Here is a 22,714-nt window from a genome sequence, read left to right on the forward strand (position 1 = left end):
ACTCTAGCGTCACCTGATTCCCTGGCAGCGCTAAAGCCTGTCCCCGTTACGTCCTCAGGAACAGGCTGGTGCAACAATCAACGGCGTGGCAGAAATTGTAGAGGGTCGACGGGTTTGCCCTGGCGGCGAATCTCGAAATGCAGCTTTACCCGATCAGTGCCTGTGGACCCCATTTCCGCGATCGTCTGCCCTGCCTTGACCTGCTGCCCCTCCCGAACCACGAGCCTGCGGTTATGGCCGTAGGCACTGACGTAGGTATCGTTGTGCTTGATGATGATGAGCTCGCCGTAGCCCCTCAAACCGCTCCCGGCGTAAACCACAGCACCGTCAGATGCAGCAAAAACAGGCTGTCCCAAATCCCCGGCGATATCAATGCCTTTATTCAAACTACCGTTTGAAGCAAATTTTCCAATCAACACGCCATTGGCCGGCCAGGTCCAGCCACCGACAGCACGTTCAGCCGCTGGCACCTGGGTCACGACTGGGGCAGTGGCAACAGAGGGGGCAGTTGCCGACTTGTCACGATTTGTTGCTGGAGAAGAGGATGCGCCGACAGGACGCCGAGTGACCGTGGTACGGCTCGACGAGGATGGGCCTGAAGTGACTACCGTGGTACTGCCACCAGAGCCGCTGCTGAAGCGAATCGGCTGACCAGGACGAATGGTGTAAGGCGGCGCGATACCGTTGCGCGCGGCCAGCTCTTTGTAATCCCAGCCATAACGGAAAGCGATGGAGAACAAGGTGTCACCCGGCTTGACCACATACTGGCCGGACGTCACGGTGGGACGCTTGGGCGCCGCGCTATTGCGATCGACCACCCGGGCGCCACTGGAACCGGTGCTGGAGCATCCCGCCAGCAGGGTTCCCATGGCCAGCGCAATCACCAGTAGCTTGAAACCCGACCAATCCTTGCGCTGCCGAATGATTGTGTGACCCACCCGCGCTCCCCTCATGGTGCCGAAATCTGGATAAGACGATATGCAATATTGTTGCAATTATAACCGAGGCCAGCGTGATTGGCTGCTGCGCTCACGCGTGCGGCAATTGTAAGTGGGATTGCCTCATCCCGCCTGATAGACAGGCAGGCGCCGCAAGAATTCGTTACGGATGCAAATATTGACGATTCGACGCTGGCCCTCAGGCCAGCGGTCCATTGAGCAAAGGCACGAAACGCACAGCGCCCAGCGCCCGTCGAGAGAAACCGTGCTCCTCACGCACGATGAGCAGCAGTTGCTGAGCCTCCCCCGCTGGACCGACCGGAATCACCAGACGGCCACCCGGTGCCAACTGATCGAGCAGCGCCTGCGGCACTTCCGCTGCCACTGCGGTGACGATGATGCCGTTATAGGGCGCCAAAGCAGGCCAGCCCTCGCACCCATCCCCCCAACGGAACACCACGTTGCGCAGGTTCAACTCGACCAGTCGCTCCTTGGCGCGATCCTGCAGCACCTTGATGCGCTCGACCGAAAATACTCGCTCCACCAACTGCGCCAGAATGGCAGTCTGATAGCCCGAACCGGTGCCAATTTCCAGCACCTTGTCCAGCGGGCCGGCCTCGAGCAGCAATTCGCTCATGTGCGCAACCATGAATGGCTGAGAGATCGTCTGATTATGGCCGATAGGCAGCGCGGTATCTTCGTAGGCCCGGTGCGCCAGGGCTTCGTCGACGAACAGATGGCGCGGTGTGCGGCGGATCGTCTCGAGCACTTGCGTGTTGGACACGCCCTCTTCGTACAGGCGCTGAATCAGCCGCTCGCGGGTACGCTGCGAGGTCATGCCGATACCGCCGCGGCGTTGCAGATCGTCCTGATCGCGCATCAGAGCAAGCCCTCCAGCCAGCTCTCCAGGCCTTCGAAAACCTCATTGAAGGTTCGATCCAACTGCAACGGGGTAATGGAGACGTAGCCCTGCATCACCGCATGGAAATCGGTGCCCGGACCACCATCCTCGGCGTCACCGACCGCTGCGATCCAATAGCCCTCCTTGCCCCGTGGGTTGATCACCTGGGTCGGGACTGCCGCACGCGCACGATGACCCAGGCGGGTCAGGCGCACACCACGGATATGCTCCAGCGGCAGATTGGGAATGTTGACGTTGAGCACGGTGCGTGGCGGCAGTTGCAGACGCGACTGCGCCTCCACGACCCGTCGAGCCACATGGGCCGCCGTCGGCAAGTTGTCTGGCTGGCGCGACAACAGGGAGAACGCCAGCGACGTACCGCCGAGAAAGCGTCCCTCCAGCGCAGCGCCGACCGTACCGGAATACAGCACGTCGTCCCCCAGGTTCGCGCCCAGGTTAATGCCGGACACCACCATGTCAGGGGTTTCTGGCAACAGGCCGTTGATCCCCAAGTGAACGCAATCGGTCGGCGTGCCGTTGAGGCTGATGAAGCCGTTGCCCAGCCGCGTGGGGTGCAGCGGGCGGTCGAGCGTCAGCGAACTGCCAGCACCGCTCTTGTCTTGGTCCGGGGCGATCACCGTGCATTGGGCATGATCCTTGAGCGCATCGTAGAGCGCAGCGAGGCCGGGAGCGGTGACACCGTCGTCGTTGGAAATCAGAATACGCATGGGCTGTCCGTCTGCCCTGCCGGCACCAGATCCACAAGCTCGCGCACCACGACGGTGGCGAAGCATCCGGCCGGAAGGACGAATTCCAGTTGCAGGATATCAGGCTCGGGATAATGCCACGTCAGGCGCGCAATAGGGAGCCGCAGTATGCGCCGTTCGTGATCCAGTCCCGCCTTGCCCAGCCACTGACACAGCGCCGGTTGCCGTGCACCGACGGCGCTTTCCAGCGCCGCCACGGCGTCGCGAGTGGGCGGCAGCCCTGCGCCCCACATCGGTCCAGTGGGATGCAGATCCAGAACGGCCAGCCTTGGATCAGAACATTCCGCTTCGTTCGCCGGAAAGAAACTACGGCTATCGGTAAATGCCAGCAGGTCACCGACCTGAGCGAGGTTCCAGGTCCCCTCGGTCACTCGCGCAGCCAGCACCTGATTGAACAGATAACTGCGCGCCGTGGAGAGCAACCGCGAACGCACGTTGCGCTGTTCCGGCAACGCTTCGCGAGCGGCCCAGCTCAGGGCGTCGTGGACATTGCCACCGGCATGACCAAAGCGCTGGCTACCGAAATAATTCGGCACGCCATGCGTCTTGATCCGTTCCAGACGCGCATCCAGCGCCGAATGATCGGCATCGAGCGCCGTGAGCCGCAACCTGAAACCATTGGCCGAATGCGCGCCACGCTGCAGCTTGCGCTGATGGCGAACCCGCTCGAGCACCCGCAGGCTCTCATCCTCGGCCCGGGACAGGTCCGGGTCGGCCTTGCCCGGCAGGTGAAGACTGAACCACTGGCGGGTCAAGGCCTGGCGATCTTTCAGCCCGGCATAGCTGATGGCACGCAACGGCACGCCTGCGGCACGAGCCAGGCGGCGAGCCGCCTCCTCGGTATTGAGCTCACGCTTTTCCACCCACAGCCACAGGTGCTCGCCCTGGCCAGACAGGGGAATGTCCAAGACTTCGTCGACTTGAAAGTCTTCGGCGGTCGCCTTGAGCACCGCGCAGCCCAGGGCCTCGCCGCTGGCGCGCGGGCCCAGCAGTTCCAATTCGGTCATGAGGCCAGCAGCAGGGCGACCGCATGCACGGCGATCCCCTCCTCCCGCCCGGTGAAGCCCAGCTTCTCGGTGGTGGTGGCCTTGACGTTGACCTGGTCGAGTTCGACCTGCAGGTCTTCGGCGATCAACTGGCGCATGGTCTCGATGTGCGGCGCCATCTTCGGCGCCTGGGCGACGATGGTGGCGTCGACGTTACCGACCTTCCAGCCCTTGGCCTGCACGACGGCGAGGACGTGACGCAACAGCACGCGGCTGTCCGCCCCTTTGAATTGCGGGTCGGTATCGGGAAAGTGTTTGCCGATGTCGCCCAACGCAGCCGCGCCGAGCAAGGCATCGCTCAGGGCATGCAGCAGCACGTCGCCATCGGAATGGGCCAGCAGGCCGTATTTATGGGCAATACGCACCCCACCCAAGGTAATGAAATCACCGTCGGCAAAACGGTGCACATCGTAGCCGTGGCCAATACGCATAGAAAGACGCCCTGATTGAGTCAGGGCGGGATTCTACCTGTATTTGCAGCCGCAGGCTGCTCGGAAACGGCACGCTGCAAGCTACAAGCTACAAGCTACAAGCTACAAGAAGCCAAGCCTAGCGCGGGCTGCTTCTCTCTTGCAGCTTGCCGCTTGCCGCTGCTTTTCATCCGTGCAAGGCACGGGCGTGATGGCGCAGGTGGTCATCGATGAAGCTGGCGATGAAGTAGTAGCTGTGGTCATAGCCCGGTTGCAGGCGCAGGGTCAGGGCATGCCCGGCCTTGCGAGCGGCCTGCTCGAGCGCCTGGGGCTTGAGCTGTTTGTCGAGGAAATCGTCACGATCGCCCTGATCGACCAGCAGCGGCGGGCAGTCGCTCGACTCTGCCAGCAAGACGCTGGCGTCCCACTCGCGCCAGCGCGAGCGGTCTTCGCCCAGGTAGCGGGAGAAGGCCTTCTCGCCCCAGGGGCAGTCCATGGGATTACTGATCGGCGAGAACGCCGAAATCGAGCGATAGCGCCCCGGATTGCGCAGCGCACACACCAACGCGCCGTGCCCGCCCATGGAATGACCACTGATGCTGCGCTGCTCGGAGGCCGGGAAATGCGCCTCGATCAAGGCCGGCAACTCATGCACCACGTAGTCGTGCATCCGGTAATGCTGAGCCCATGGCTGCTGGGTGGCATTGAGGTAGAAACCGGCACCGAGGCCGAAGTCCCAGGCCCCATCAGGGTCGCCCGGCACCTGCTCGCCACGCGGGCTGGTATCCGGCGCGACGATGATCAACCCCAGTTCGGCGGCCAGGCGCTGGGCGCCGGCCTTCTGCATGAAGTTCTCGTCGGTGCAGGTCAGGCCACTGAGCCAGTACAGCACCGGCAGTTTCCCGCCCAGCTCAGCCTGAGGAGGCAGATAGACGGCGAATACCATGTCGCAGCCCAGCACTTTGGACGTGTGCCGATAGCGCTTGTGCCAGCCGCCGAAGCTTTTTTGACAGGAGATGTTTTCCAGGCTCATGGCTGACCTCAGAAGTGGATCACGCTGCGAATGCTCTTGCCTTCATGCATCAGGTCGAAGGCTTTGTTGATGTCTTCCAGACCCATGGTATGGGTGATGAAGGTGTCCAGCGGAATTTCGCCCTTTTCGGACATTTCCACGTAGCTCGGCAGCTCGCTGCGGCCGCGCACGCCGCCGAACGCCGAGCCGCGCCAGACGCGCCCGGTGACCAACTGGAATGGCCGGGTGGCGATTTCCTGGCCAGCGCCAGCGACACCGATGATCACCGACTCGCCCCACCCTTTGTGGCAGCATTCCAGCGCCGCACGCATCAACTGGACATTGCCGATGCACTCGAAGGAGAAGTCGACACCACCATCGGTGAGATCGACGATCACTTCCTGGATCGGACGATCGTATTCCTTGGGGTTGATGCAATCAGTGGCGCCCAACTGGCGAGCGATCTCGAACTTGGCCGGGTTGATGTCGATCGCGATGATGCGCGAGGCCTTGGCCTTCACCGCACCGATGATTGCCGACAGACCAATGCCGCCCAGACCAAAGACGGCCACGGTATCACCCGGTTTGACCTTGGCAGTGTTCAGTACCGCGCCGATACCCGTGGTTACGCCGCAGCCCAGCAGGCAGACCTTCTCCAGCGGAGCCTCCTTCTGGATCTTGGCCACCGAGATCTCCGGCAGCACGGTGTACTCGGAGAAGGTCGAGGTGCCCATGTAGTGGAACAGCTGCTGGCCTTTGTAGCTGAAGCGAGTGGTGCCGTCCGGCATGAGGCCCTTGCCTTGCGTGGCACGGATGGCCTGACACAAGTTGGTCTTGCCGGAGAGACAGAATTTGCATTTGCCGCACTCAGGCGTGTACAGCGGAATGACATGATCGCCCACGGCAACCGAAGTGACACCCTCACCTACCGCCTCGACGATGGCGCCGCCTTCGTGGCCAAGGATCGAGGGGAAAATACCTTCCGGATCCGCGCCGGAGAGGGTATAGGCGTCGGTGTGGCAAACGCCACTGGCCACCACGCGCAGCAGCACTTCGCCCGCCTTGGGCATGGCCACGTCGACTTCGACGATTTCCAGGGGTTTCTTCGCTTCGAAGGCAACGGCAGCGCGGGACTTGATCATCAGGCTCTCCAACAGAGTTCTATTGAGAGAGACAGTGTAATTCACCACCTTTTGATAAATAATCCCAGCACTAGCAAAACATTATTGCCATGCAGGGATAATCAATGAGCAGCCGCTGGGAAGGGATCGATGAATTCGTAGCCGTTGCAGAGGCCGGGCAATTCACCGCAGCGGCCGAGCGCTTGGGTGTGTCTTCTTCACATATCAGTCGACAGATCGTCCGACTGGAAGAGCGTCTACAGACCCGCCTGCTGTATCGCAGCACGCGGCGAGTGACCCTGAGCGAAGCCGGGCAAACCTTTCTACAGCACTGTCAGCGCCTGCAGGACGGACGTGAAGAGGCGCTGCGAGCGATGGGCGATCTGGCCAGCGAACCCAAGGGCTTGCTGCGCATGACGTGCGCCGTGGCCTATGGCGAACGCTTCATCGTGCCGCTGGTGACACGCTTCATGGCGCGCTACCCACAGTTGCGGGTGGACGTGGAATTGAGCAACCGTACCCTCGACCTGCTACACGAAGGCATGGACCTGGCCATCCGCCTGGGTCGCCTGCAGGACTCCAGGCTGATCGCCACGCGGTTGGCACCGCGGCGCATGTACCTGTGTGCCTCGCCGGCCTATCTCGAGCGCTATGGCCGTCCCCACAGCCTGTCGGAACTGGCCCGACACAATTGCCTGGTCGGCAGTTCAGACCTGTGGGTGCTGCAGCAGGATGGACGAGAAATCAGCCAGCGCGTGCAAGGCAACTGGCGCTGCAACAGCGGTCAAGCAGTGCTGGACGCAGCGCTACAGGGCATGGGGCTGTGCCAACTGCCGGACTACTATGTGCTCGAACATCTGCACAGCGGCGCGCTGGTGTCACTGTTGCAGGCGCACCAACCACCGAATACCGCCGTGTGGGCGCTGTACCCGCAGCAGCGGCATCTCTCGCCGAAGGTTCGACGATTGGTGGATTACTTGAAAGAGGCGTTGGCGGGATTACCGGAGTATCGACAAGACTGACGCACGGCGTTTGGAGCGCAGGCGCCTCAGCGCCGACCAGCCCAGCGCTGGCGCAACCATTCCAGATCCTCCGGGCGAGTGACCTTGATATTGTCACTGCGCCCTTCGACCAGGCGTGGAGCCAGCCCGGCCCACTCGACGGCGGACGCTTCGTCGGTCACCGCCACATCCGCGACCAGACACTCGGCCAGTGCACGATGCAGCAGACCGAGCCTGAACATTTGCGGTGTATAGGCTTGCCACACGGTACTGCGATCAATCGTGGCACTGACGCGGCCTTGGGCGTCAGCACGCTTGAGGGTGTCGCGAGCCGGTACAGCCAGCAGCCCGCCGACAGGATCGTCAGCCAGTTCCGACAGCAGTTTGTCCAGGTCACTGCGAGCCAAGTTCGGCCTGGCCGCATCATGTACCAACACCCAGTCATCATCGGCAGCGCCTTGCGCATGCAACAGCAGCAACGCATTGAGCACCGAATCGGCACGCTCGCGCCCGCCTGTCGCGCGGCGAATGCGCGGGTCGTGAGCGCAGGGCAAGCCTGGCCAGAAGGGGTCGTCTTCGGCAACGCTGACCACCACGCCCTTGAGCATCGGGTGGCTGAGAAAACAGTCGAGGCTATGCTCGAGGAGTGTCTGCCGAGCCAGTTGCAGATACTGCTTGGGACGGTCGGCAGCCATGCGGGCACCAACGCCCGCGGCAGGAATCACGGCCCAGAAGGCCGGCGTCTGTTGGGTCATTTCTGTGGCAACTGGTAGAGGGTTTCGCCCTCCTTCACCATTCCCAATTCGTGGCGAGCCCGTTCTTCCACGGTTTCCATACCTTTCTTCAACTCCAGCACTTCAGCGTCGAGCACGCGATTGCGCTCCAGCAGCCGCTCATTTTCAGCATGCTGGTCGGCGATCTGCTGCTGCAACTCGGCCACTTGCGCCAGACTGCCATTGCCTACCCACAGGCGATACTGCAAGCCTGCAAGCAGCAACAGCAGAACGAGGAACAACCAATAGGGACTGCGCATGAAGGTATCCAGGATAAAAGGCCGCCGCAGGCCGCAGCGAGCTTCCGATAGCACGAAGCCTGGCCGAGGCCAGGCTTCGATGACAGAAACCAGTCTGAAAGCGCTGAACGCTCAGTAAGAGCGTTCAGACAGCCACGGCTGCTGCCTTTTTACCATCTCTCGCTCAGCCGCGAAACTCGGCGCGGCCACGGTAGACGGCCTTGGCACCCAATTGTTCCTCGATACGCAGCAACTGGTTGTACTTCGAGACGCGGTCGGAGCGGCACAGCGAGCCGGTCTTGATCTGGCCAGCGGCAGTGCCCACAGCCAGGTCGGCGATGGTGGAGTCTTCGGTCTCACCGGAACGGTGCGAAATAACCGCAGTGTACCCAGCAGCCTTGGCCATCTGGATGGCTTCCAGGGTTTCGGTCAGCGAGCCGATCTGGTTGAACTTGATCAGGATCGAGTTACCGATGCCTTTCTCGATGCCTTCCTTGAGGATCTTGGTGTTGGTCACGAACAGGTCGTCGCCGACCAGCTGCACCTTGGCGCCGATCTTGTCGGTGAGGATTTTCCAGCCCGCCCAATCGGACTCGTCCAGGCCGTCTTCGATCGAGATGATCGGGAAGCGCTCGGTGAGACCTTTGAGGTAATCGGCGAAGCCTTCGGCGTCGAACGACTTGCCTTCACCGGACAGGTTGTACTTGCCGTCTTCGTAGAACTCGGAAGCGGCGCAGTCCAGGGCCAGGGTCACATCGGTGCCGAGGGTGTAGCCCGCTTTCTCGACTGCTTCGGCGATGGCGGCCAGTGCATCTTCGTTCGAGGCCAGGTTCGGGGCGAAGCCACCTTCGTCACCCACGGCGGTGCTCAGACCACGGGCCTTGAGCACGGCCTTGAGGTGGTGGAAGATCTCGGTACCCATGCGCAGACCGTCGGAGAAGGTCTTGGCGCCGACCGGCTGGACCATGAACTCCTGAATGTCGACGTTGTTGTCGGCGTGCTCGCCGCCATTGATGATGTTCATCATCGGCACCGGCATGGAGTACTGGCCTGGGGTGCCATTGAGGTTGGCGATGTGCGCGTACAGCGGCAGGTCCTGGTCCTGTGCAGCGGCCTTGGCGGCCGCCAGCGACACGGCGAGGATGGCATTGGCGCCGAGTTTTGCTTTGTTCTCGGTGCCGTCGAGTTCGATCATCGCACGGTCGAGTGCTTTCTGGTCGCAAGGGTCCTTGCCCAGCAACAGATCACGGATCGGACCGTTGATATTGCCGACGGCTTTGAGCACACCCTTGCCCAGGTAACGGCTCTTGTCGCCATCACGCAGCTCGAGCGCTTCGCGCGAGCCGGTGGAAGCACCGGACGGCGCACAGGCGCTGCCGATGATGCCGTTGTCGAGCAGTACATCGGCTTCCACGGTGGGGTTGCCACGCGAGTCGAGAACTTCACGACCTTTGATGTCGACGATCTTTGCCATTGTTGTAAGCACTCCAGAATTGACGAAAACAACGCAGCTTGAGGAATTCTTGCCTTGCGCCAGGCGGACATGCGATCGGCAGGCCGGGCCAAGGACGCCTCCGACCGGCAGGTCGGAGGCGGAACGGGCGGTACTTTACCCGAGAAATGGGTTTTACGCGGTTTCTACCGTCGGAAAACTCTTCACCAGGTCGTCCAGTTGCTTGAGCTGCGCCAGGAACGGCTCCAGTTTGTCCAGACGAAGCGCGCAAGGGCCATCGCACTTGGCGTTGTCAGGATCCGGGTGCGCCTCAAGGAACAGTCCGGCCAGGCCCTGGCTCATGCCCGCCTTGGCCAGGTCGGTGACCTGGGCACGACGGCCACCGGCCGAGTCGGCGCGACCGCCTGGGGTCTGCAGCGAATGGGTGACGTCGAAGAACACCGGGTACTCGAACTGCTTCATGATGCCGAAGCCGAGCATGTCGACCACCAGGTTGTTGTAGCCGAAGCTCGAACCACGCTCGCACAGAATGAGCTGATCGTTGCCGGCCTCCACGCACTTGGCGAGGATGTGCTTCATCTCGTGCGGCGCCAGGAACTGCGCCTTCTTGATGTTGATCACCGCGCCGGTCTTGGCCATGGCCACCACCAGGTCGGTCTGGCGCGAGAGAAACGCCGGCAACTGGATGATGTCGCAGACCTTGGCTACCGGTTCACACTGGTAGGGCTCGTGCACATCGGTGATCACCGGCACGTCGAAGGTGCGCTTGATCTCTTCGAAGATCTTCAGCCCCTCTTCCATGCCCGGGCCTCGATAGGACGTGACCGAGGAGCGGTTGGCCTTGTCGAAGCTGGCCTTGAACACATACGGGATACCGAGTTTCTCGGTCACCCGTACATACGCTTCGCAGACCTTCAGAGCCAGGTCACGGGACTCCAGAACGTTCATGCCGCCGAACAGGACGAACGGCTTGTCGTTGGCGATCTCGATGTTGCCGACGCGAATGATCTTCTGGGTCATGGATCAGGCCTTGTTCTTCTGCTTCAGGGCAGCCTTGACGAAACCACTGAACAGCGGGTGGCCGTCGCGCGGGGTCGAGGTGAACTCCGGGTGGAACTGACAAGCGACGAACCATGGGTGATCCTTGGACTCGACCACTTCGACCAGTGCGCCATCTTCGGAACGACCGGAAACCACCAGACCCGCCTCAACCAATTGCGGCAGCAGGTTGTTGTTCACTTCGTAGCGGTGGCGGTGACGCTCGGTGATCACGTCCTTGCCGTAGCAATCGTGCACGTTGGAGCCGGCCGCCAGTTGGCAGTCCTGCGCGCCCAGGCGCATGGTGCCGCCCAGGTCGGAGGCTTCGCTGCGGGTTTCGACTGCACCGGTGGCATCGGCCCACTCGGTGATCAAGCCCACGACCGGGTGGCCGCTGTTGCGATCGAACTCGGTGGAGTTGGCATCCTTCCAGCCCATCACGTTACGGGCGAACTCGATCACGGCCACCTGCATCCCCAGGCAGATGCCCAGGTACGGCACCTTGTTCTCACGGGCGTACTGCACCGCAGTGATCTTGCCTTCCACGCCGCGCAGGCCAAAACCGCCCGGTACCAGAATGGCATCGGCGCCTTCGAGCAGGCGGGTGCCCTGGTTCTCGATGTCTTCGGAATCGATGTAGCGCAGGTTGACCTTGGTGCGATTGGTGATGCCGGCGTGGCTCATCGCTTCGATCAGCGACTTGTAAGCATCCAGCAGTTCCATGTACTTGCCGACCATGGCGATGGTGACTTCGTGCTCAGGGTTGAGCTTGGCATCTACCACCTTGTCCCACTCGGACAGATCGGCACCGTTGCACTGCAAGCCGAAGCGCTCGACGACGAAATCGTCCAGCCCCTGGGCATGCAGCACGCCTGGGATCTTGTAGATGGTGTCGACGTCTTCCAGAGAGATCACCGCGCGCTCTTCAACGTTGGTGAACAGGGCGATCTTGCGACGCGAAGACGCATCGACCGGATGGTCGGAGCGGCAGATCAGGACGTCAGGCTGCAGGCCAATGGAGCGCAGCTCCTTCACCGAGTGCTGGGTCGGCTTGGTCTTGGTCTCGCCGGCCGTGGCGATGTAGGGCACCAGGGTCAGGTGCATCAGCATGGCGCGCTTGGAGCCCACTTCGACGCGCAACTGGCGAATCGCTTCGAGGAACGGTTGCGACTCGATGTCGCCCACGGTACCGCCGATTTCCACCAGGGCCACGTCGGCATCGCCGGCACCCTTGATGATGCGGCGCTTGATCTCGTCGGTGATGTGCGGAATGACCTGGATGGTGGCGCCCAGATAATCACCACGGCGCTCCTTGCGCAGCACGTGCTCGTAGATACGGCCGGTGGTGAAGTTGTTGTTCTGGGTCATGGTGGTGCGGATGAACCGCTCGTAGTGGCCCAGGTCGAGGTCGGTCTCGGCGCCATCCTGGGTGACGAATACTTCACCGTGCTGGAACGGGCTCATGGTCCCCGGATCGACGTTGATATACGGGTCCAGCTTGAGCATGGTGACCTTGAGCCCCCGCGCTTCCAGGATGGCCGCCAGGGAAGCCGAGGCAATGCCTTTCCCCAATGAAGAAACAACACCGCCCGTGACGAATATGTAGCGCGTCATGAAAAACCCTAGAAGTCTGCGTTAAGGCGGTCAGCGCCGCCGGAGAAAGCGAAGGAAGGCCGAAGCCCCCGATCACCTGCGTCAATCACAGTGCATCTCGAACAACTGCCGCGTCTGTACAGACCGGGGTATCCCCAGTGTGGAGTTCGCTCGTCATTTTAAGAATCAGCCCAGCAAAAAACTGCTTGGTAATCGGCAACCGCTGTGATTTCGAGGAAGCCACAGAAGTTGTATCAAGAAGGGAGGGTAGTCTACCGGAATGTCGGCATCAGCTCAAACCTTGCACGCGGCCCGGCGGCTGCCACTGCAGTTGCCAGTCGCTCTGCACAAGCTCCGGCAGGTTGGCCACGGCCAGCAGGCGCGGGCCTTGATAGAGTAGCGGCAGGCGTTGGCGGACGAAGTGCGGAAGCTGGCGCTCATTGAGCAGACGCTTGAGATCGCGCTCGCCACGCCCGGGCACATTCAGCCGCTCGCCGCCCTGGCGATAGGCAATGCGCAGCCCTTCGGGCGGCTTTGCCCCCTGCAGCCAAACCATACCATTGCCAGGCAGGATCAACGGCTGATCGGGATCAAGCCAATACCATTGGCCTGACTTCCATTGACGCCAATCATCGGCCAGCCACCAGAGCCGCCCGTGGCTGCGCTGCAACTCGCCATCGGTCAGGCGCCAGATCGGCTGGGCATCAGGCGCAGCGTCGCGCAGCGCGTTCCAACCGGCCCAGTGCCTGGCGTCAGGCGGCCGGGTACGGCGACTGAGCCAGTACTGCAACGCATTGCGCTGGCGCGCCGGCGACAACGCACGCACGGCGTCCAGATCCAGAGACGCGAGCCCCAGCCAAGCGAAGGGCGCGCCCTGCTCGGCCGAACGCAAATCCTCGGCAGCCAGTTCATCGAGCAGCCCCAGCGCCTCGCCCAGGTGCTCGGCACTGCGGGCCATCTGCTGACTGGCTTGCGGCCAACGCTGGCGCAGTTGCGGCATCACCTGAGCCCGCAGGTAGTTGCGCGAAAATCCGACGTCCTGATTCGACGGGTCGTCGATCCAGCTCAACCCCTGCGCCTCGGCGTAACGCTGCAAGTGCTCGCGTGAGTCGGCCAGCAGCGGCCTGACCAACCTCCCCTGCCCCAACGTCCGCGACGACGGCATGGCCGTCATCCCACGCAAACCCGCCCCACGCAGGAGCCTGAACAGCAGGGTCTCGGCCTGATCGTCGAGGTGCTGGCCAGTGAACAGGACATCGCCCGGGCCAAGGCGACTGGCCAACGCGGCGTAGCGCGCGTCGCGTGCAGCCTGCTCCAGGCTGGCACCCACTGCGACCACCACTGGGATGACCTCCAATTCGACGCCCAGGGCATCGCACACAGCGCGACAGTGCTCGGGCCAGGCATTGGCGGCAGTCTGCAGACCATGGTGAATGTGCAGGGCGCGCAAGGGCGGCGCAGGATGACGACGACAGTGAGCCGCCAGGCGATGAAGCAGAACGGTCGAGTCGAGTCCGCCAGAGAAGGCGACAAACCAGGTGGGGGCGTTGAGCCAGGGGGTGAGGTCGAGCATCACAGCCTCACAAGGGGCGCATGGCGCCCCCGGGATCCTATCAGAGACCGTAGCTCATCAGGCGATCGTAGCGGCGCTTGAGCAGGGCGTCCTGGTCAAGCTTGCCCAGCATGCCCAATTGCTCGAGCAGGTCGGCACGGATGCTGGCGGCCATGGCAGCCGGGTCACGGTGGGCGCCGCCCAGCGGTTCGCCGATCACTTTGTCGACGATGTTCAGGCTCTTCAGGCGCTCTGCGGTGATGCCCATGGCTTCAGCAGCGTCTGCGGCTTTGTCGGCGGTCTTCCACAGGATCGAGGCACAGCCTTCCGGCGAAATGACCGAGTAGGTGGAGTACTGCAGCATGTTGAGTTGGTCGCACACGCCGATGGCCAGCGCGCCGCCCGAACCACCCTCACCGATCACGGTGGCGATGATCGGCGTTTTCAGACGCGCCATGACCCGCAGGTTCCAGGCAATCGCTTCGCTCTGGTTGCGCTCTTCGGCGTCGATGCCGGGATAAGCGCCCGGGGTGTCGATGAAGGTCAGGATCGGCATCTTGAAGCGTTCGGCCATCTCCATCAGACGGCACGCCTTGCGGTAGCCCTCCGGACGCGGCATGCCGAAGTTGCGCCGCACCTTTTCCCGCACCTCACGACCTTTCTGGTGACCGATGACCATCACCGGTTTGCCGTCCAGGCGCGCGGTGCCGCCAACGATGGCAGCGTCATCGGAGAAATGACGGTCGCCGTGCAATTCCTCGAACTCGGTGAAGATGTGCTCGATGTAGTCGAGGGTGTAAGGACGACGCGGGTGACGCGCCAGGCGCGCGATCTGCCAGCTGGTCAGGTTGCCGAAGATACTTTCGGTCAGGGTGCTGCTCTTGTCTTGCAGACGGGCAATTTCATCGCTGATGTTCAGCGAGTTGTCGTTGCCAACCAGGCGCAGGCCTTCGATCTTGGCTTGCAGGTCGGCAATCGGCTGTTCGAAATCGAGAAAATTCGGGTTCATAGGCATCCGTCTTGGGTCTACGGCCAGGCGGCCGGCCGGTTGATCCGTTTTGGCGCCATACCTTACGGGATCTGGCGCCTTGAGGTCGAGATTAAAATACGTCGTTTCAACGGTATTGCAGGAAGACGTTCTCACGCCCGAACTGGTCACGCAGTGTCTGAATCAAGCCATCAGCGGGGTCGATCGACCATTCGTCGCCAAACTGCAGCATGGCCTTGGCGTCGCTGCCGGTGTACTCGAGGGTGATCGGGCAGCCACCGCGATGACGCGTGATCAGCTCACCCAGCCACGTCAGGCGATCCCCCTTGAGCGCCTCATGGGCAATTTTCAGGCGCAGGCTCTCGGCCAGCTTGGTGCGCGCGTCTTCGAGCGTCATCACCTGCTTGACCCGCAGCCGCAGGCCACCGGAGAAGTCATCGTTGCTGACCTCGCCCTCGACCACCACCATTGCGTCGTTTTGCAGCAGCGCCTGGGCGGCCATGAAGGCGTCGGCGAACAGCGAGGCTTCGATGCGCCCGGAGCGATCATCGAGGGTGACGAAGCCCATCTTGTCGCCTTTCTTGTTCTTCATGACCCGCAGGGCAATGATCATCCCAGCGATGGTCTGGGTCTCGCGCGACGGCTTGAGATCGACGATGCGCTGGCGGGCGAAGCGGCGGATCTCGGCTTCGTATTCATCGATCGGGTGACCGGTGAGGTAAAGCCCGAGGGTGTCCTTTTCGCCTTTCAGACGCTCCTTGAGCGTCAGGTCGCGCACCCTGTGGTGGTTGCCATAAACGTCGGAGTCTTCTTCGACGAACAGCCCGCCAAACAGGTCGATGTGACCGCTGTCGGCGGTGCGTGCGGTCTGCTCGGCCGCCTTGATCGCCTCTTCAAGCGCCGAGAGCAACACGGCGCGGTTGCGGTCGATGTTGGCGTGGTAGGCCTTGATCTCGTCATGGAAGTGCGGACCGAGACGGTCGAGCGCACCGCTGCGGATCAAGGCGTCGAGGGTGCGCTTGTTGATGCGCTTGAGGTCCACGCGGGCGCAGAAATCGAACAAGTCCTTGAACGGCCCGCCCTCGGCGCGCGCCTCGACGATGGCTTCCACCGGCCCCTCGCCCACGCCTTTGATCGCACCCAGGCCATAGACGATGCGCCCGTCCTCGTTAACGGTGAACTTGAAGTCGGAAAAATTCACGTCCGGGGCGTCGAGGCGCAGCTTCATGCTGCGTACTTCCTCGACCAGCACCACCACCTTGTCGGTGTTGTGCATATCCGCCGACAGCACCGCCGCCATGAACGGCGCCGGGTAGTGGGTCTTGAGCCAGGCGGTCTGGTAAGAAACCAGGCCATAGGCAGCGGAGTGAGACTTGTTGAAACCGTAGCCGGCGAACTTCTCTACCAGGTCAAAGATGTTTCCTGCGAGGTTCGCATCGATGCCGTTATTGGCACAGCCTTCGATGAAGCCGCCACGCTGCTTGGCCATCTCCTCGGGCTTCTTCTTGCCCATGGCCCGACGCAGCATGTCGGCGCCCCCCAGGGTGTAGCCGGCCATCACCTGTGCAATCTGCATCACCTGCTCTTGATACAGGATGATGCCGTAGGTCGGCGCCAGCACCGGTTGCAGACCGTCGTACTGATAGTCAGGGTGCGGATAAGCCAGCTCGGCGCGACCGTGCTTGCGGTTGATGAAGTCGTCGACCATGCCCGATTGCAGCGGGCCAGGGCGGAACAGCGCCACCAGTGCGATCAAGTCCTCCAGGCAGTCGGGCTTGAGCTTCTTGATCAGCTCCTTCATGCCGCGCGATTCGAGCTGGAATACGGCCGTGGTTTCAGCCTTTTGCAACAGCTCGTAGGTCTTGCGGTCATCGAGCGGGATGAAGTCGATGTTGACCTCGGGCAGGTCCTTCTTGGCCTGCTCGCGGTTGATGATCTCCATCGCCCATTTGATGATGGTCAGGGTACGCAGGCCGAGGAAGTCGAACTTCACCAGGCCGGCGGCCTCGACGTCATCCTTGTCGAACTGGGTAATCAGGCCGCCGCCTTCTTCATCACAAGCGATCGGCGAGAAGTCGGTGAGCTTGGTCGGCGCGATCACCACACCCCCGGCGTGCTTGCCGGTGCCGCGGGTGACCCCTTCGAGCTTGAGCGCCATGTCCCAGATTTCTCGGGCGTCCTCATCGCCCTTGAGGAAGTCGCGCAGGATTTCTTCCTGCTCGTACGCCTTCTCCAAGGTCATGCCCACTTCGAACGGAATCATCTTCGACAGGCGATCGGCCAGGCCATAGGACTTGCCCTGCACCCGCGCTACGTCACGCACCACCGCCTTGGCAGCCATGGTGCCGAAGGTGATGATCTGGCTGACCGCATTGCGCCCATAGGCTTCGGCCACGTAGTCGATGACCCGGTCGCGGCCGTCCATGCAGAAGTCGACGTCGAAGTCGGGCATGGAAACACGTTCAGGGTTGAGGAAACGTTCGAACAGCAGGTCATAGGCCAGCGGGTCGAGGTCGGTGATCTTCAGGACATAGGCCACCAGCGAGCCGGCACCCGAACCACGGCCAGGCCCCACCGGGACGCCGTTGTTCTTGGCCCACTTGATGAAGTCCATCACGATGAGGAAGTAACCCGGGAAACCCATCTGGATGATGATGTCCAGCTCGAACTTCAGCCGGTCCAGGTAGACCTGGCGTTTCTCATCGTAGTCAGGCGTGGTTTCCTTCGGCCAGAGTACCGCCAGACGCTCTTCCAGGCCTTCGTGGGACACGTGGCGCAGGTAGTCGTCGATGCCCATGCCATTGGGCGTCGGAAAATCGGGCAGGAAGTATTTGCCCAACTGCACAGTGATATTGCAGCGCTTGGCAATCTCTACGGTGTTGGCGATCGCGTCTGGCAAGTCGCTGAACAGCTCGGCCATTTCCTCGGCCGACTTGAGGTATTGCTGATCGCTGTACAGGCGTGGACGGCGCGGATCGTCCAGGGTCCAGCCTTCGCCGATGCAGACACGGGTTTCGTGGGCGTCGAAGTCGGACTGCTTGATGAAGCGCACATCATTGGTTGCCACCAGCGGCGCGCCGAGCTTGTCTGCCAGGGCCACGGCGGCGTGGACATATTCTTCGTCACGCGCGCGATTGGTGCGCTGCACCTCAACATAGAAGCGCTCGGGCAGCATCTGCATCCAGTCGCGCAGCAACGCCTCGGCCTCATCCTGACGGCCGGCCAACAGCGCCATGCCGATATCGCCTTCACGCGCGGCGGACAAACCGATCAGCCCTTCGCTGGCCGGGGCGATCCACTCGCGCTGGATGATGACCAGACCGTTGCGCTGCCCATCGGTCCATCCGCGAGAAATCAGCTCGGTGAGGTTGCGATAGCCTTCCGGGCTCATGGCCAGGAAGCAGATGCGCGACAGCGGCGCTTCCGGCTCGGCACCGGCCAACCACAAGTCGGCACCACAGATCGGCTTGATGCCAGCCCCCATGGCAGACTTGTAGAACTTGACCAGCGAGCACATGTTGCTTTGATCGGTGATCGCCACCGCCGGCATGTTCATTCCGGCCAGGGCCTTGGCCAGCGGCTTGATCCGCACCAGGCCATCGACCAGGGAGAATTCGGAATGCACGCGAAGGTGAACGAAGGAGACCGGCATGGAGGATCCTGTGACAGCGATGAACGACAAAGGCGCGATTGTAGCGTAATTGGCCGCAAGGATTGCGACCGCTGCTCGCGCGGCGGGAGCGGTTAGATCAACGAAGAGATGTGCCCGACCCGCGCCTCATAGGCGGCACGAACCGGCGCGAAGGAACGCCGATGAATCGGCGTCGGGCCCAGCCGCGCCAAGGCTTCGAGATGCACTGGCGTTGGGTAACCCTTGTGTCCGCCGATGCCGTATCCCGGATAGATCAGCTCGAACGCGCTCATTTCGCGATCACGGGTAACCTTGGCCAGGATCGACGCGGCGGCGATGGCCGGCACTTGCGAGTCGCCCTTGACCACCGGCGAGGCAGGCACGGCCAGCTGCGGACAGCGGTTGCCGTCGATCAACGCCAGTTTCGGCTGAGTGCTCAGTCCTTCGACGGCACGCTGCATGGCCAGCATCGTGGCATGCAGGATGTTCAGTCGATCGATTTCTTCGACACTGGCGCGAGCGATGCAGAAGGCCAGCGCCTTTTCGCAGATTTCCTCGAACAGCGCCTCGCGGCGTGCTTCGGTCAGTTTCTTGGAGTCGTTCAAGCCGAGAATCGGCCGATTCGGATCGAGGATCACCGCGGCAGTGACCACGTCACCGCACAGCGGACCCCGACCCACTTCGTCGACACCGGCAACGAGTTCCTCGACCAGCTTGAAATCCAGTCCCATCTGCATATCAGTGCTTCCCGAGCAAGGCCAGCACGGCCTCGGCAGCCTGGTTGGAGGCGTCGCGGCGCAAGGTGCGGTGGATCCGGTCGAAACTGTCGGTCTGCTCGCCACCATCGCGCACCAGCGGTGCCAAGGTCGTGGCAAGGGCCTCAGGCGTGGCGGCGTCCTGCAACAACTCAGGCACCAACAGGCGCTGGGCGAGCAGGTTGGGCAAGGACACGTAGGGGCTGCGAACCATTCGCTTGAGAATCCAGAACGTCAACGGTGCCAAGCGATAGGCCACCACCATCGGACGCTTGTACAACAAGGCTTCAAGGGTGGCCGTGCCGGAAGCGATCAGCACCGCATCACATGCCGCCAGCGCCAGGTGAGACTGACCGTCGAGCAGCGTCAGTGGCAGATCGCGGCCTTGCAGCATCTGCTCGAGCTGTGCACGGCGTGCCGGGTTGGCACAGGGAGAGACGAAGCGCACTCCAGGAATCAAGTGCTGCAAGCGCTTGGCCGTGTCCAGGAACACCTCACCCAAGCGTCCGACCTCACCACCGCGACTGCCCGGCATCAGTGCCACCAGCGGTCCATCGCCAAACCCCAGAGACGCGCGCGCAGCACTGCGATCGGCTTGCAGGGGAATAGTGTCGGCCAGCGGATGACCCACGAAGCGTACAGGCACGCCTTGCTCTTCGTAGAACTTCGCCTCGAAGGGCAGCAGGGTGAGCATCAGGTCGCAGCCTTCGCGGATCTTGAGCACCCGCTTCTGCCGCCAAGCCCAGACGGAGGGGCTGACGTAATGCACGGTCTTGATCCCGGCCTGACGCAGCTTCAATTCGATGGTGAGGGTGAAGTCCGGTGCGTCGATGCCGATGAACACGTCGGGCTTCTCGCCGATCAGCGTCTGGACCAGGTCCTTGCGGCGCTTGAGCAGTTCGCGCAAACGTCCCAGCACCTCGACCAGACCCATCACCGACAGGCGCTCCATGGGGAAGTAAGACTGCAGCCCTTCGGCCTCCATCAGAGGACCACCGACGCCAATGAAACGGACGTCGGGGTGACGTGCCTTGAGCGCACGCATCAGACCCGAGCCTAGGATGTCGCCGCTGGCCTCACCGGCGACCAGCGCTACGCAAAGTGAGGCCATGTCAGCGGGTGATGCCGCGGGCGGAGCCGAGGATCGACTGACGGAACAACTCGACTTCAGGATTCAGAGCCGCCAACTCATCCAGTTCCTTGACTGCGTCCTCCACCGTCAAGCCCTGACGGTAAACGATCTTGTAGGCGCGTCGCAGGTTCTGGATCACGTCATCGCTGAAACCACGACGGCGCATGCCTTCGAAGTTCATGCTGCGCGCTTCGGCCGGGCTGCCGAACACCGTGACGAATGCCGGCACATCCTTGCCAATGGCCGTGCCCATGCCGGAAAAGGCGTGGGCGCCGATGTGGCAATACTGATGCACCAGGGTATAGCCAGACAGGATCGCCCAGTCACCTACATGCACATGGCCGGCCAGCGCCGTGTTATTGACCAGGATGCAGTGATTGCCGATCACGCTGTCGTGGCCGATATGGGCATAGGCCATGATCAGGTTGTGGTCACCCAGCGTAGTCTCGAAGCGGTCCTGAACGGTTCCACGGTGAATGGTGACGCCTTCGCGGATCACATTGTGATCACCGATCACCAAACGGGTAGGCTCGCCCTTGTACTTGAGGTCCGGGGTGTCTTCACCGATGGAACTGAACTGGTAGATGCGGTTGTGCCGGCCGATTCGGGTCGGCCCCTTGAGCACCACGTGCGGGCCGATGACGGTGCCCTCCCCGATTTCGACATCAGGGCCTACGATCGACCAGGGGCCAATCTCGACACCGTCAGCCACCTTGGCCGACGGATCGATGATCGCCCGCGGATCAATCGAACTCATAGGGAGCGTTCCGCACAGGTGATCTGGGCCGAGCAGACCGGCTTGCCGTCGACCAGAGCGCGGCATTCGAACTTCCAGATCATGCTTTTGCGGCTGAGGAACGTGGCTTCGAGTACCAACTGATCGCCGGGCAGCACCGGCTGGCGGAAGCGCAGTTTGTCGGAGCCGACGAAGTAATAGAGCGTGCCATCGGCAGGCTTCGCATCGAGCATCTTGAACCCGAGAATCCCGGCTGCCTGGGCCATCGCTTCGATGATCAGCACGCCAGGCATGATCGGATGCGCCGGGAAGTGACCGTTGAAGAACGGTTCATTGATGCTGACATTCTTGTAGGCACGAATGCTCTGGGCCTCGAAGTCCAGGTCCGTGACCCGGTCCACCAGCAGGAACGGGTAACGGTGAGGCAGGTATTCGCGAATCTCGTTGATGTCCATCATTTCGGGGGGAAGCCTGTAATAAGAATAGGGAGCGCAGGTGCTGACCACACGCTCCTTTTGCAGTCCAAAGAGGAGCCAGCGAGCGACTGTTCACTCTTGCTCAGGAAATGGTATCAGCCTTCTGATGCCGGCTGGCCACCTGAGGTCACGGTGTCGACACGTTTTTCCAGTTGCTGCAACCGTTTGGACATGTCGTCAAGCTGCCGAATCCGCGCAGCGCTCTTGCGCCATTCGGCCAGAGGCTGCATGGCGGTGCCGGAAGAATAGCCACCGGGCTCGGTAATCGAGCGGGTCACCATGGTCATGCCGGAGACGAAGACGTTGTCGCAGACATCGATGTGACCGACCATCCCGACGCCACCTGCGATCATGCAGTGCTTGCCGATCCGGGTGCTGCCTGAAATACCGACACAGGCAGCCATCGCGGTGTGGTCACCGACCTGCACGTTGTGAGCGATCTGGATCTGGTTGTCGAGCTTGACCCCATTGCCGATGCGCGTATCGGACAGCGCCCCTCGGTCCACCGCAGTATTGACACCGATTTCTACATCGTCGCCGAGCGTGACACCACCAATCTGCGCGATCTTCTGCCAGATGCCTTTCTCAGTGGCGAAACCGAAGCCTTCACCGCCAATCACTGCGCCGGACTGAATCACGACGCGCTTGCCGATGGTCACATCGTGGTACAGCGTGACCCGCGGCGCCAACCAGCCGCCCTCACCGATAACGCAACGAGCACCTACGAAACAGTGGGCACCGATGGTGACGTTCGCCGCGATGCGTGCGCCACTCTCGATCACCGCGAACGCGCCGACGCTGGCACTTTCATCCACCTGTGCATCCTCTGCCACCACGGCGCTAGGATGTATACCTGCCACAGCCTTGGGCTTCGGATCGAACAGGTGGGAGATGCGCGCGTAAGCCAGATACGGATCAGGCACGATCACTGCGTTGCCGGTGAAGCCCTCGGCATCCTCGGCCGTGATCAACACCGCCGCCGCCTGACTCTCGTCGAGGAATTTGCGGTACTGACGATTGGCCAGGAAGCTCAACTGCCCGGGCCCGGCTTCCTGCAAGGTCGCCAGACCGGTGATCGCAAGCGACTCGGGGCCACTGAGTGTGGCCCCGAGGGTGTCGGCCAACTGGCCGAGCGTGATGGTCAGGGTCATA

21 protein-coding genes are annotated in these 22,714 nt (G+C 62.1%); 1 reads left to right on the forward strand and 20 read right to left on the reverse strand.

The genetic code is table 11. The annotated features are described in order from the left end of the window. Positions 1-77 precede the first annotated feature (77 nt). The 7 genes from NJ69_RS12730 to NJ69_RS12760 form a co-directional block, all read right to left on the reverse strand. Complete coding sequence (locus NJ69_RS12730; protein ID WP_029613444.1) at positions 78-938, reverse strand: peptidoglycan DD-metalloendopeptidase family protein; 861 nt, start codon at positions 936-938, stop codon at positions 78-80. 199 nt (positions 939-1,137) lie between these two features. After that, positions 1,138-1,776 (reverse strand): protein-L-isoaspartate(D-aspartate) O-methyltransferase, encoded by a 639-nt coding sequence (locus tag NJ69_RS12735; RefSeq protein WP_162889596.1) that lies wholly within the window; start codon positions 1,774-1,776, stop codon positions 1,138-1,140. Between the two features lie 41 nt (positions 1,777-1,817). Next, positions 1,818-2,567 (reverse strand): 5'/3'-nucleotidase SurE, encoded by a 750-nt coding sequence (surE, locus tag NJ69_RS12740; RefSeq protein WP_039579549.1) that lies wholly within the window; start codon positions 2,565-2,567, stop codon positions 1,818-1,820. Then, positions 2,555-3,613 carry a tRNA pseudouridine(13) synthase TruD gene (gene truD, locus NJ69_RS12745; RefSeq protein ID WP_039579551.1) on the reverse strand — a complete coding sequence of 353 codons (1,059 nt, stop codon included), beginning with the start codon at positions 3,611-3,613 and terminating at the stop codon, positions 2,555-2,557. Before truD ends, surE begins: the two co-directional genes overlap by 13 nt. Then, positions 3,610-4,083: a 2-C-methyl-D-erythritol 2,4-cyclodiphosphate synthase gene (ispF, locus tag NJ69_RS12750; RefSeq protein WP_039579552.1), complete on the reverse strand. Its 474-nt coding sequence runs from the start codon at positions 4,081-4,083 to the stop codon at positions 3,610-3,612. The genes truD and ispF overlap by 4 nt, the downstream gene beginning before the upstream one ends. Positions 4,084-4,249: 166 nt before the next feature. Continuing rightward, positions 4,250-5,095, reverse strand: coding sequence for an S-formylglutathione hydrolase (gene fghA, locus NJ69_RS12755; RefSeq protein ID WP_039579554.1), 846 nt, complete (start codon positions 5,093-5,095; stop codon positions 4,250-4,252). 8 nt (positions 5,096-5,103) lie between these two features. After that, the gene (locus NJ69_RS12760) at positions 5,104-6,216 is read right to left on the reverse strand and encodes an S-(hydroxymethyl)glutathione dehydrogenase/class III alcohol dehydrogenase (RefSeq protein WP_039579556.1); all 1,113 of its coding nucleotides are present in this window, start codon (positions 6,214-6,216) and stop codon (positions 5,104-5,106) included. A gap of 104 nt (positions 6,217-6,320) precedes the next feature. Between NJ69_RS12760 and NJ69_RS12765 the strand changes: the two genes are divergently transcribed. Continuing rightward, a complete protein-coding gene (locus NJ69_RS12765; protein WP_029613439.1) occupies positions 6,321-7,217 on the forward strand; it encodes a LysR substrate-binding domain-containing protein in 897 nt (298 codons plus the stop codon). 26 nt (positions 7,218-7,243) lie between these two features. Here NJ69_RS12765 and ispD read toward each other — a convergent pair whose 3' ends face one another. The 13 genes from ispD to lpxD all read right to left on the reverse strand — a co-directional run bounded on the left by ispD (position 7,244) and on the right by lpxD (position 22,713). Continuing rightward, complete coding sequence (ispD, locus tag NJ69_RS12770; RefSeq protein ID WP_039579558.1) at positions 7,244-7,951, reverse strand: 2-C-methyl-D-erythritol 4-phosphate cytidylyltransferase; 708 nt, start codon at positions 7,949-7,951, stop codon at positions 7,244-7,246. Then, on the reverse strand, positions 7,948-8,229 hold the full coding sequence (gene ftsB / locus NJ69_RS12775) for a cell division protein FtsB (RefSeq protein ID WP_029613437.1): 282 nt from the start codon (positions 8,227-8,229) through the stop codon (positions 7,948-7,950). The genes ispD and ftsB overlap by 4 nt, the downstream gene beginning before the upstream one ends. Before the next feature lie 163 nt (positions 8,230-8,392). Further along, positions 8,393-9,682, reverse strand: coding sequence for a phosphopyruvate hydratase (gene eno / locus NJ69_RS12780; protein WP_039579560.1), 1,290 nt, complete (start codon positions 9,680-9,682; stop codon positions 8,393-8,395). Positions 9,683-9,835: 153 nt separating this feature from the next. Then, the gene (gene kdsA / locus NJ69_RS12785) at positions 9,836-10,681 is read right to left on the reverse strand and encodes a 3-deoxy-8-phosphooctulonate synthase (protein ID WP_039579563.1); all 846 of its coding nucleotides are present in this window, start codon (positions 10,679-10,681) and stop codon (positions 9,836-9,838) included. A 3-nt stretch (positions 10,682-10,684) separates the two neighbouring features. Continuing rightward, positions 10,685-12,313: a CTP synthase gene (locus tag NJ69_RS12790; RefSeq protein ID WP_039579565.1), complete on the reverse strand. Its 1,629-nt coding sequence runs from the start codon at positions 12,311-12,313 to the stop codon at positions 10,685-10,687. 268 nt (positions 12,314-12,581) lie between these two features. Next, positions 12,582-13,865 (reverse strand): tRNA lysidine(34) synthetase TilS, encoded by a 1,284-nt coding sequence (tilS, locus tag NJ69_RS12795; RefSeq protein WP_039579568.1) that lies wholly within the window; start codon positions 13,863-13,865, stop codon positions 12,582-12,584. Between the two features lie 40 nt (positions 13,866-13,905). Next, positions 13,906-14,853 carry an acetyl-CoA carboxylase carboxyl transferase subunit alpha gene (accA, locus tag NJ69_RS12800; RefSeq protein WP_039579571.1) on the reverse strand — a complete coding sequence of 316 codons (948 nt, stop codon included), beginning with the start codon at positions 14,851-14,853 and terminating at the stop codon, positions 13,906-13,908. A gap of 106 nt (positions 14,854-14,959) precedes the next feature. Continuing rightward, positions 14,960-18,484, reverse strand: a complete 3,525-nt coding sequence (gene dnaE, locus NJ69_RS12805; RefSeq protein ID WP_039579572.1) for a DNA polymerase III subunit alpha — start codon at positions 18,482-18,484, stop codon at positions 14,960-14,962. 92 nt (positions 18,485-18,576) lie between these two features. After that, positions 18,577-19,200: a ribonuclease HII gene (rnhB, locus tag NJ69_RS12810; protein ID WP_039579575.1), complete on the reverse strand. Its 624-nt coding sequence runs from the start codon at positions 19,198-19,200 to the stop codon at positions 18,577-18,579. Between the two features lies 1 nt (position 19,201). After that, a complete protein-coding gene (gene lpxB, locus NJ69_RS12815) occupies positions 19,202-20,329 on the reverse strand; it encodes a lipid-A-disaccharide synthase (protein WP_039579578.1) in 1,128 nt (375 codons plus the stop codon). Between the two features lies 1 nt (position 20,330). Beyond that, a complete protein-coding gene (lpxA, locus tag NJ69_RS12820; RefSeq protein WP_039579581.1) occupies positions 20,331-21,107 on the reverse strand; it encodes an acyl-ACP--UDP-N-acetylglucosamine O-acyltransferase in 777 nt (258 codons plus the stop codon). Further along, positions 21,104-21,544, reverse strand: coding sequence for a 3-hydroxyacyl-ACP dehydratase FabZ (gene fabZ, locus NJ69_RS12825; RefSeq protein WP_029613427.1), 441 nt, complete (start codon positions 21,542-21,544; stop codon positions 21,104-21,106). Before fabZ ends, lpxA begins: the two co-directional genes overlap by 4 nt. A gap of 113 nt (positions 21,545-21,657) precedes the next feature. Then, positions 21,658-22,713, reverse strand: a complete 1,056-nt coding sequence (gene lpxD, locus NJ69_RS12830) for a UDP-3-O-(3-hydroxymyristoyl)glucosamine N-acyltransferase (protein WP_039579583.1) — start codon at positions 22,711-22,713, stop codon at positions 21,658-21,660. Between the last annotated feature and the right edge of the window lies 1 nt (position 22,714).

This window comes from Pseudomonas parafulva (assembly GCF_000800255.1).
Lineage (GTDB): Bacteria > Pseudomonadota > Gammaproteobacteria > Pseudomonadales > Pseudomonadaceae > Aquipseudomonas > Aquipseudomonas boreofloridensis.

Excerpts from the sequence above, each read along its gene's own strand:
- NJ69_RS12735 (WP_162889596.1), bottom strand. The coding sequence starts at position 1,776 with ATGACCTCGCAGCGTACCCGCGAGCGGCTGATTCAGCGCCTGTACGAA.
- surE (WP_039579549.1), bottom strand. The coding sequence starts at position 2,567 with ATGCGTATTCTGATTTCCAACGACGACGGTGTCACCGCTCCCGGCCTC.
- truD (WP_039579551.1), bottom strand. The coding sequence starts at position 3,613 with ATGACCGAATTGGAACTGCTGGGCCCGCGCGCCAGCGGCGAGGCCCTG.
- ispF (WP_039579552.1), bottom strand. The coding sequence starts at position 4,083 with ATGCGTATTGGCCACGGCTACGATGTGCACCGTTTTGCCGACGGTGAT.
- fghA (WP_039579554.1), bottom strand. The coding sequence starts at position 5,095 with ATGAGCCTGGAAAACATCTCCTGTCAAAAAAGCTTCGGCGGCTGGCAC.
- NJ69_RS12760 (WP_039579556.1), bottom strand. The coding sequence starts at position 6,216 with ATGATCAAGTCCCGCGCTGCCGTTGCCTTCGAAGCGAAGAAACCCCTG.
- NJ69_RS12765 (WP_029613439.1), top strand. The coding sequence starts at position 6,321 with ATGAGCAGCCGCTGGGAAGGGATCGATGAATTCGTAGCCGTTGCAGAG.
- ispD (WP_039579558.1), bottom strand. The coding sequence starts at position 7,951 with ATGACCCAACAGACGCCGGCCTTCTGGGCCGTGATTCCTGCCGCGGGC.
- ftsB (WP_029613437.1), bottom strand. The coding sequence starts at position 8,229 with ATGCGCAGTCCCTATTGGTTGTTCCTCGTTCTGCTGTTGCTGCTTGCA.
- eno (WP_039579560.1), bottom strand. The coding sequence starts at position 9,682 with ATGGCAAAGATCGTCGACATCAAAGGTCGTGAAGTTCTCGACTCGCGT.
- kdsA (WP_039579563.1), bottom strand. The coding sequence starts at position 10,681 with ATGACCCAGAAGATCATTCGCGTCGGCAACATCGAGATCGCCAACGAC.
- NJ69_RS12790 (WP_039579565.1), bottom strand. The coding sequence starts at position 12,313 with ATGACGCGCTACATATTCGTCACGGGCGGTGTTGTTTCTTCATTGGGG.
- tilS (WP_039579568.1), bottom strand. The coding sequence starts at position 13,865 with ATGCTCGACCTCACCCCCTGGCTCAACGCCCCCACCTGGTTTGTCGCC.
- accA (WP_039579571.1), bottom strand. The coding sequence starts at position 14,853 with ATGAACCCGAATTTTCTCGATTTCGAACAGCCGATTGCCGACCTGCAA.
- dnaE (WP_039579572.1), bottom strand. The coding sequence starts at position 18,484 with ATGCCGGTCTCCTTCGTTCACCTTCGCGTGCATTCCGAATTCTCCCTG.
- rnhB (WP_039579575.1), bottom strand. The coding sequence starts at position 19,200 with ATGCAGATGGGACTGGATTTCAAGCTGGTCGAGGAACTCGTTGCCGGT.
- lpxB (WP_039579578.1), bottom strand. The coding sequence starts at position 20,329 with ATGGCCTCACTTTGCGTAGCGCTGGTCGCCGGTGAGGCCAGCGGCGAC.
- lpxA (WP_039579581.1), bottom strand. The coding sequence starts at position 21,107 with ATGAGTTCGATTGATCCGCGGGCGATCATCGATCCGTCGGCCAAGGTG.
- fabZ (WP_029613427.1), bottom strand. The coding sequence starts at position 21,544 with ATGATGGACATCAACGAGATTCGCGAATACCTGCCTCACCGTTACCCG.
- lpxD (WP_039579583.1), bottom strand. The coding sequence starts at position 22,713 with ATGACCCTGACCATCACGCTCGGCCAGTTGGCCGACACCCTCGGGGCC.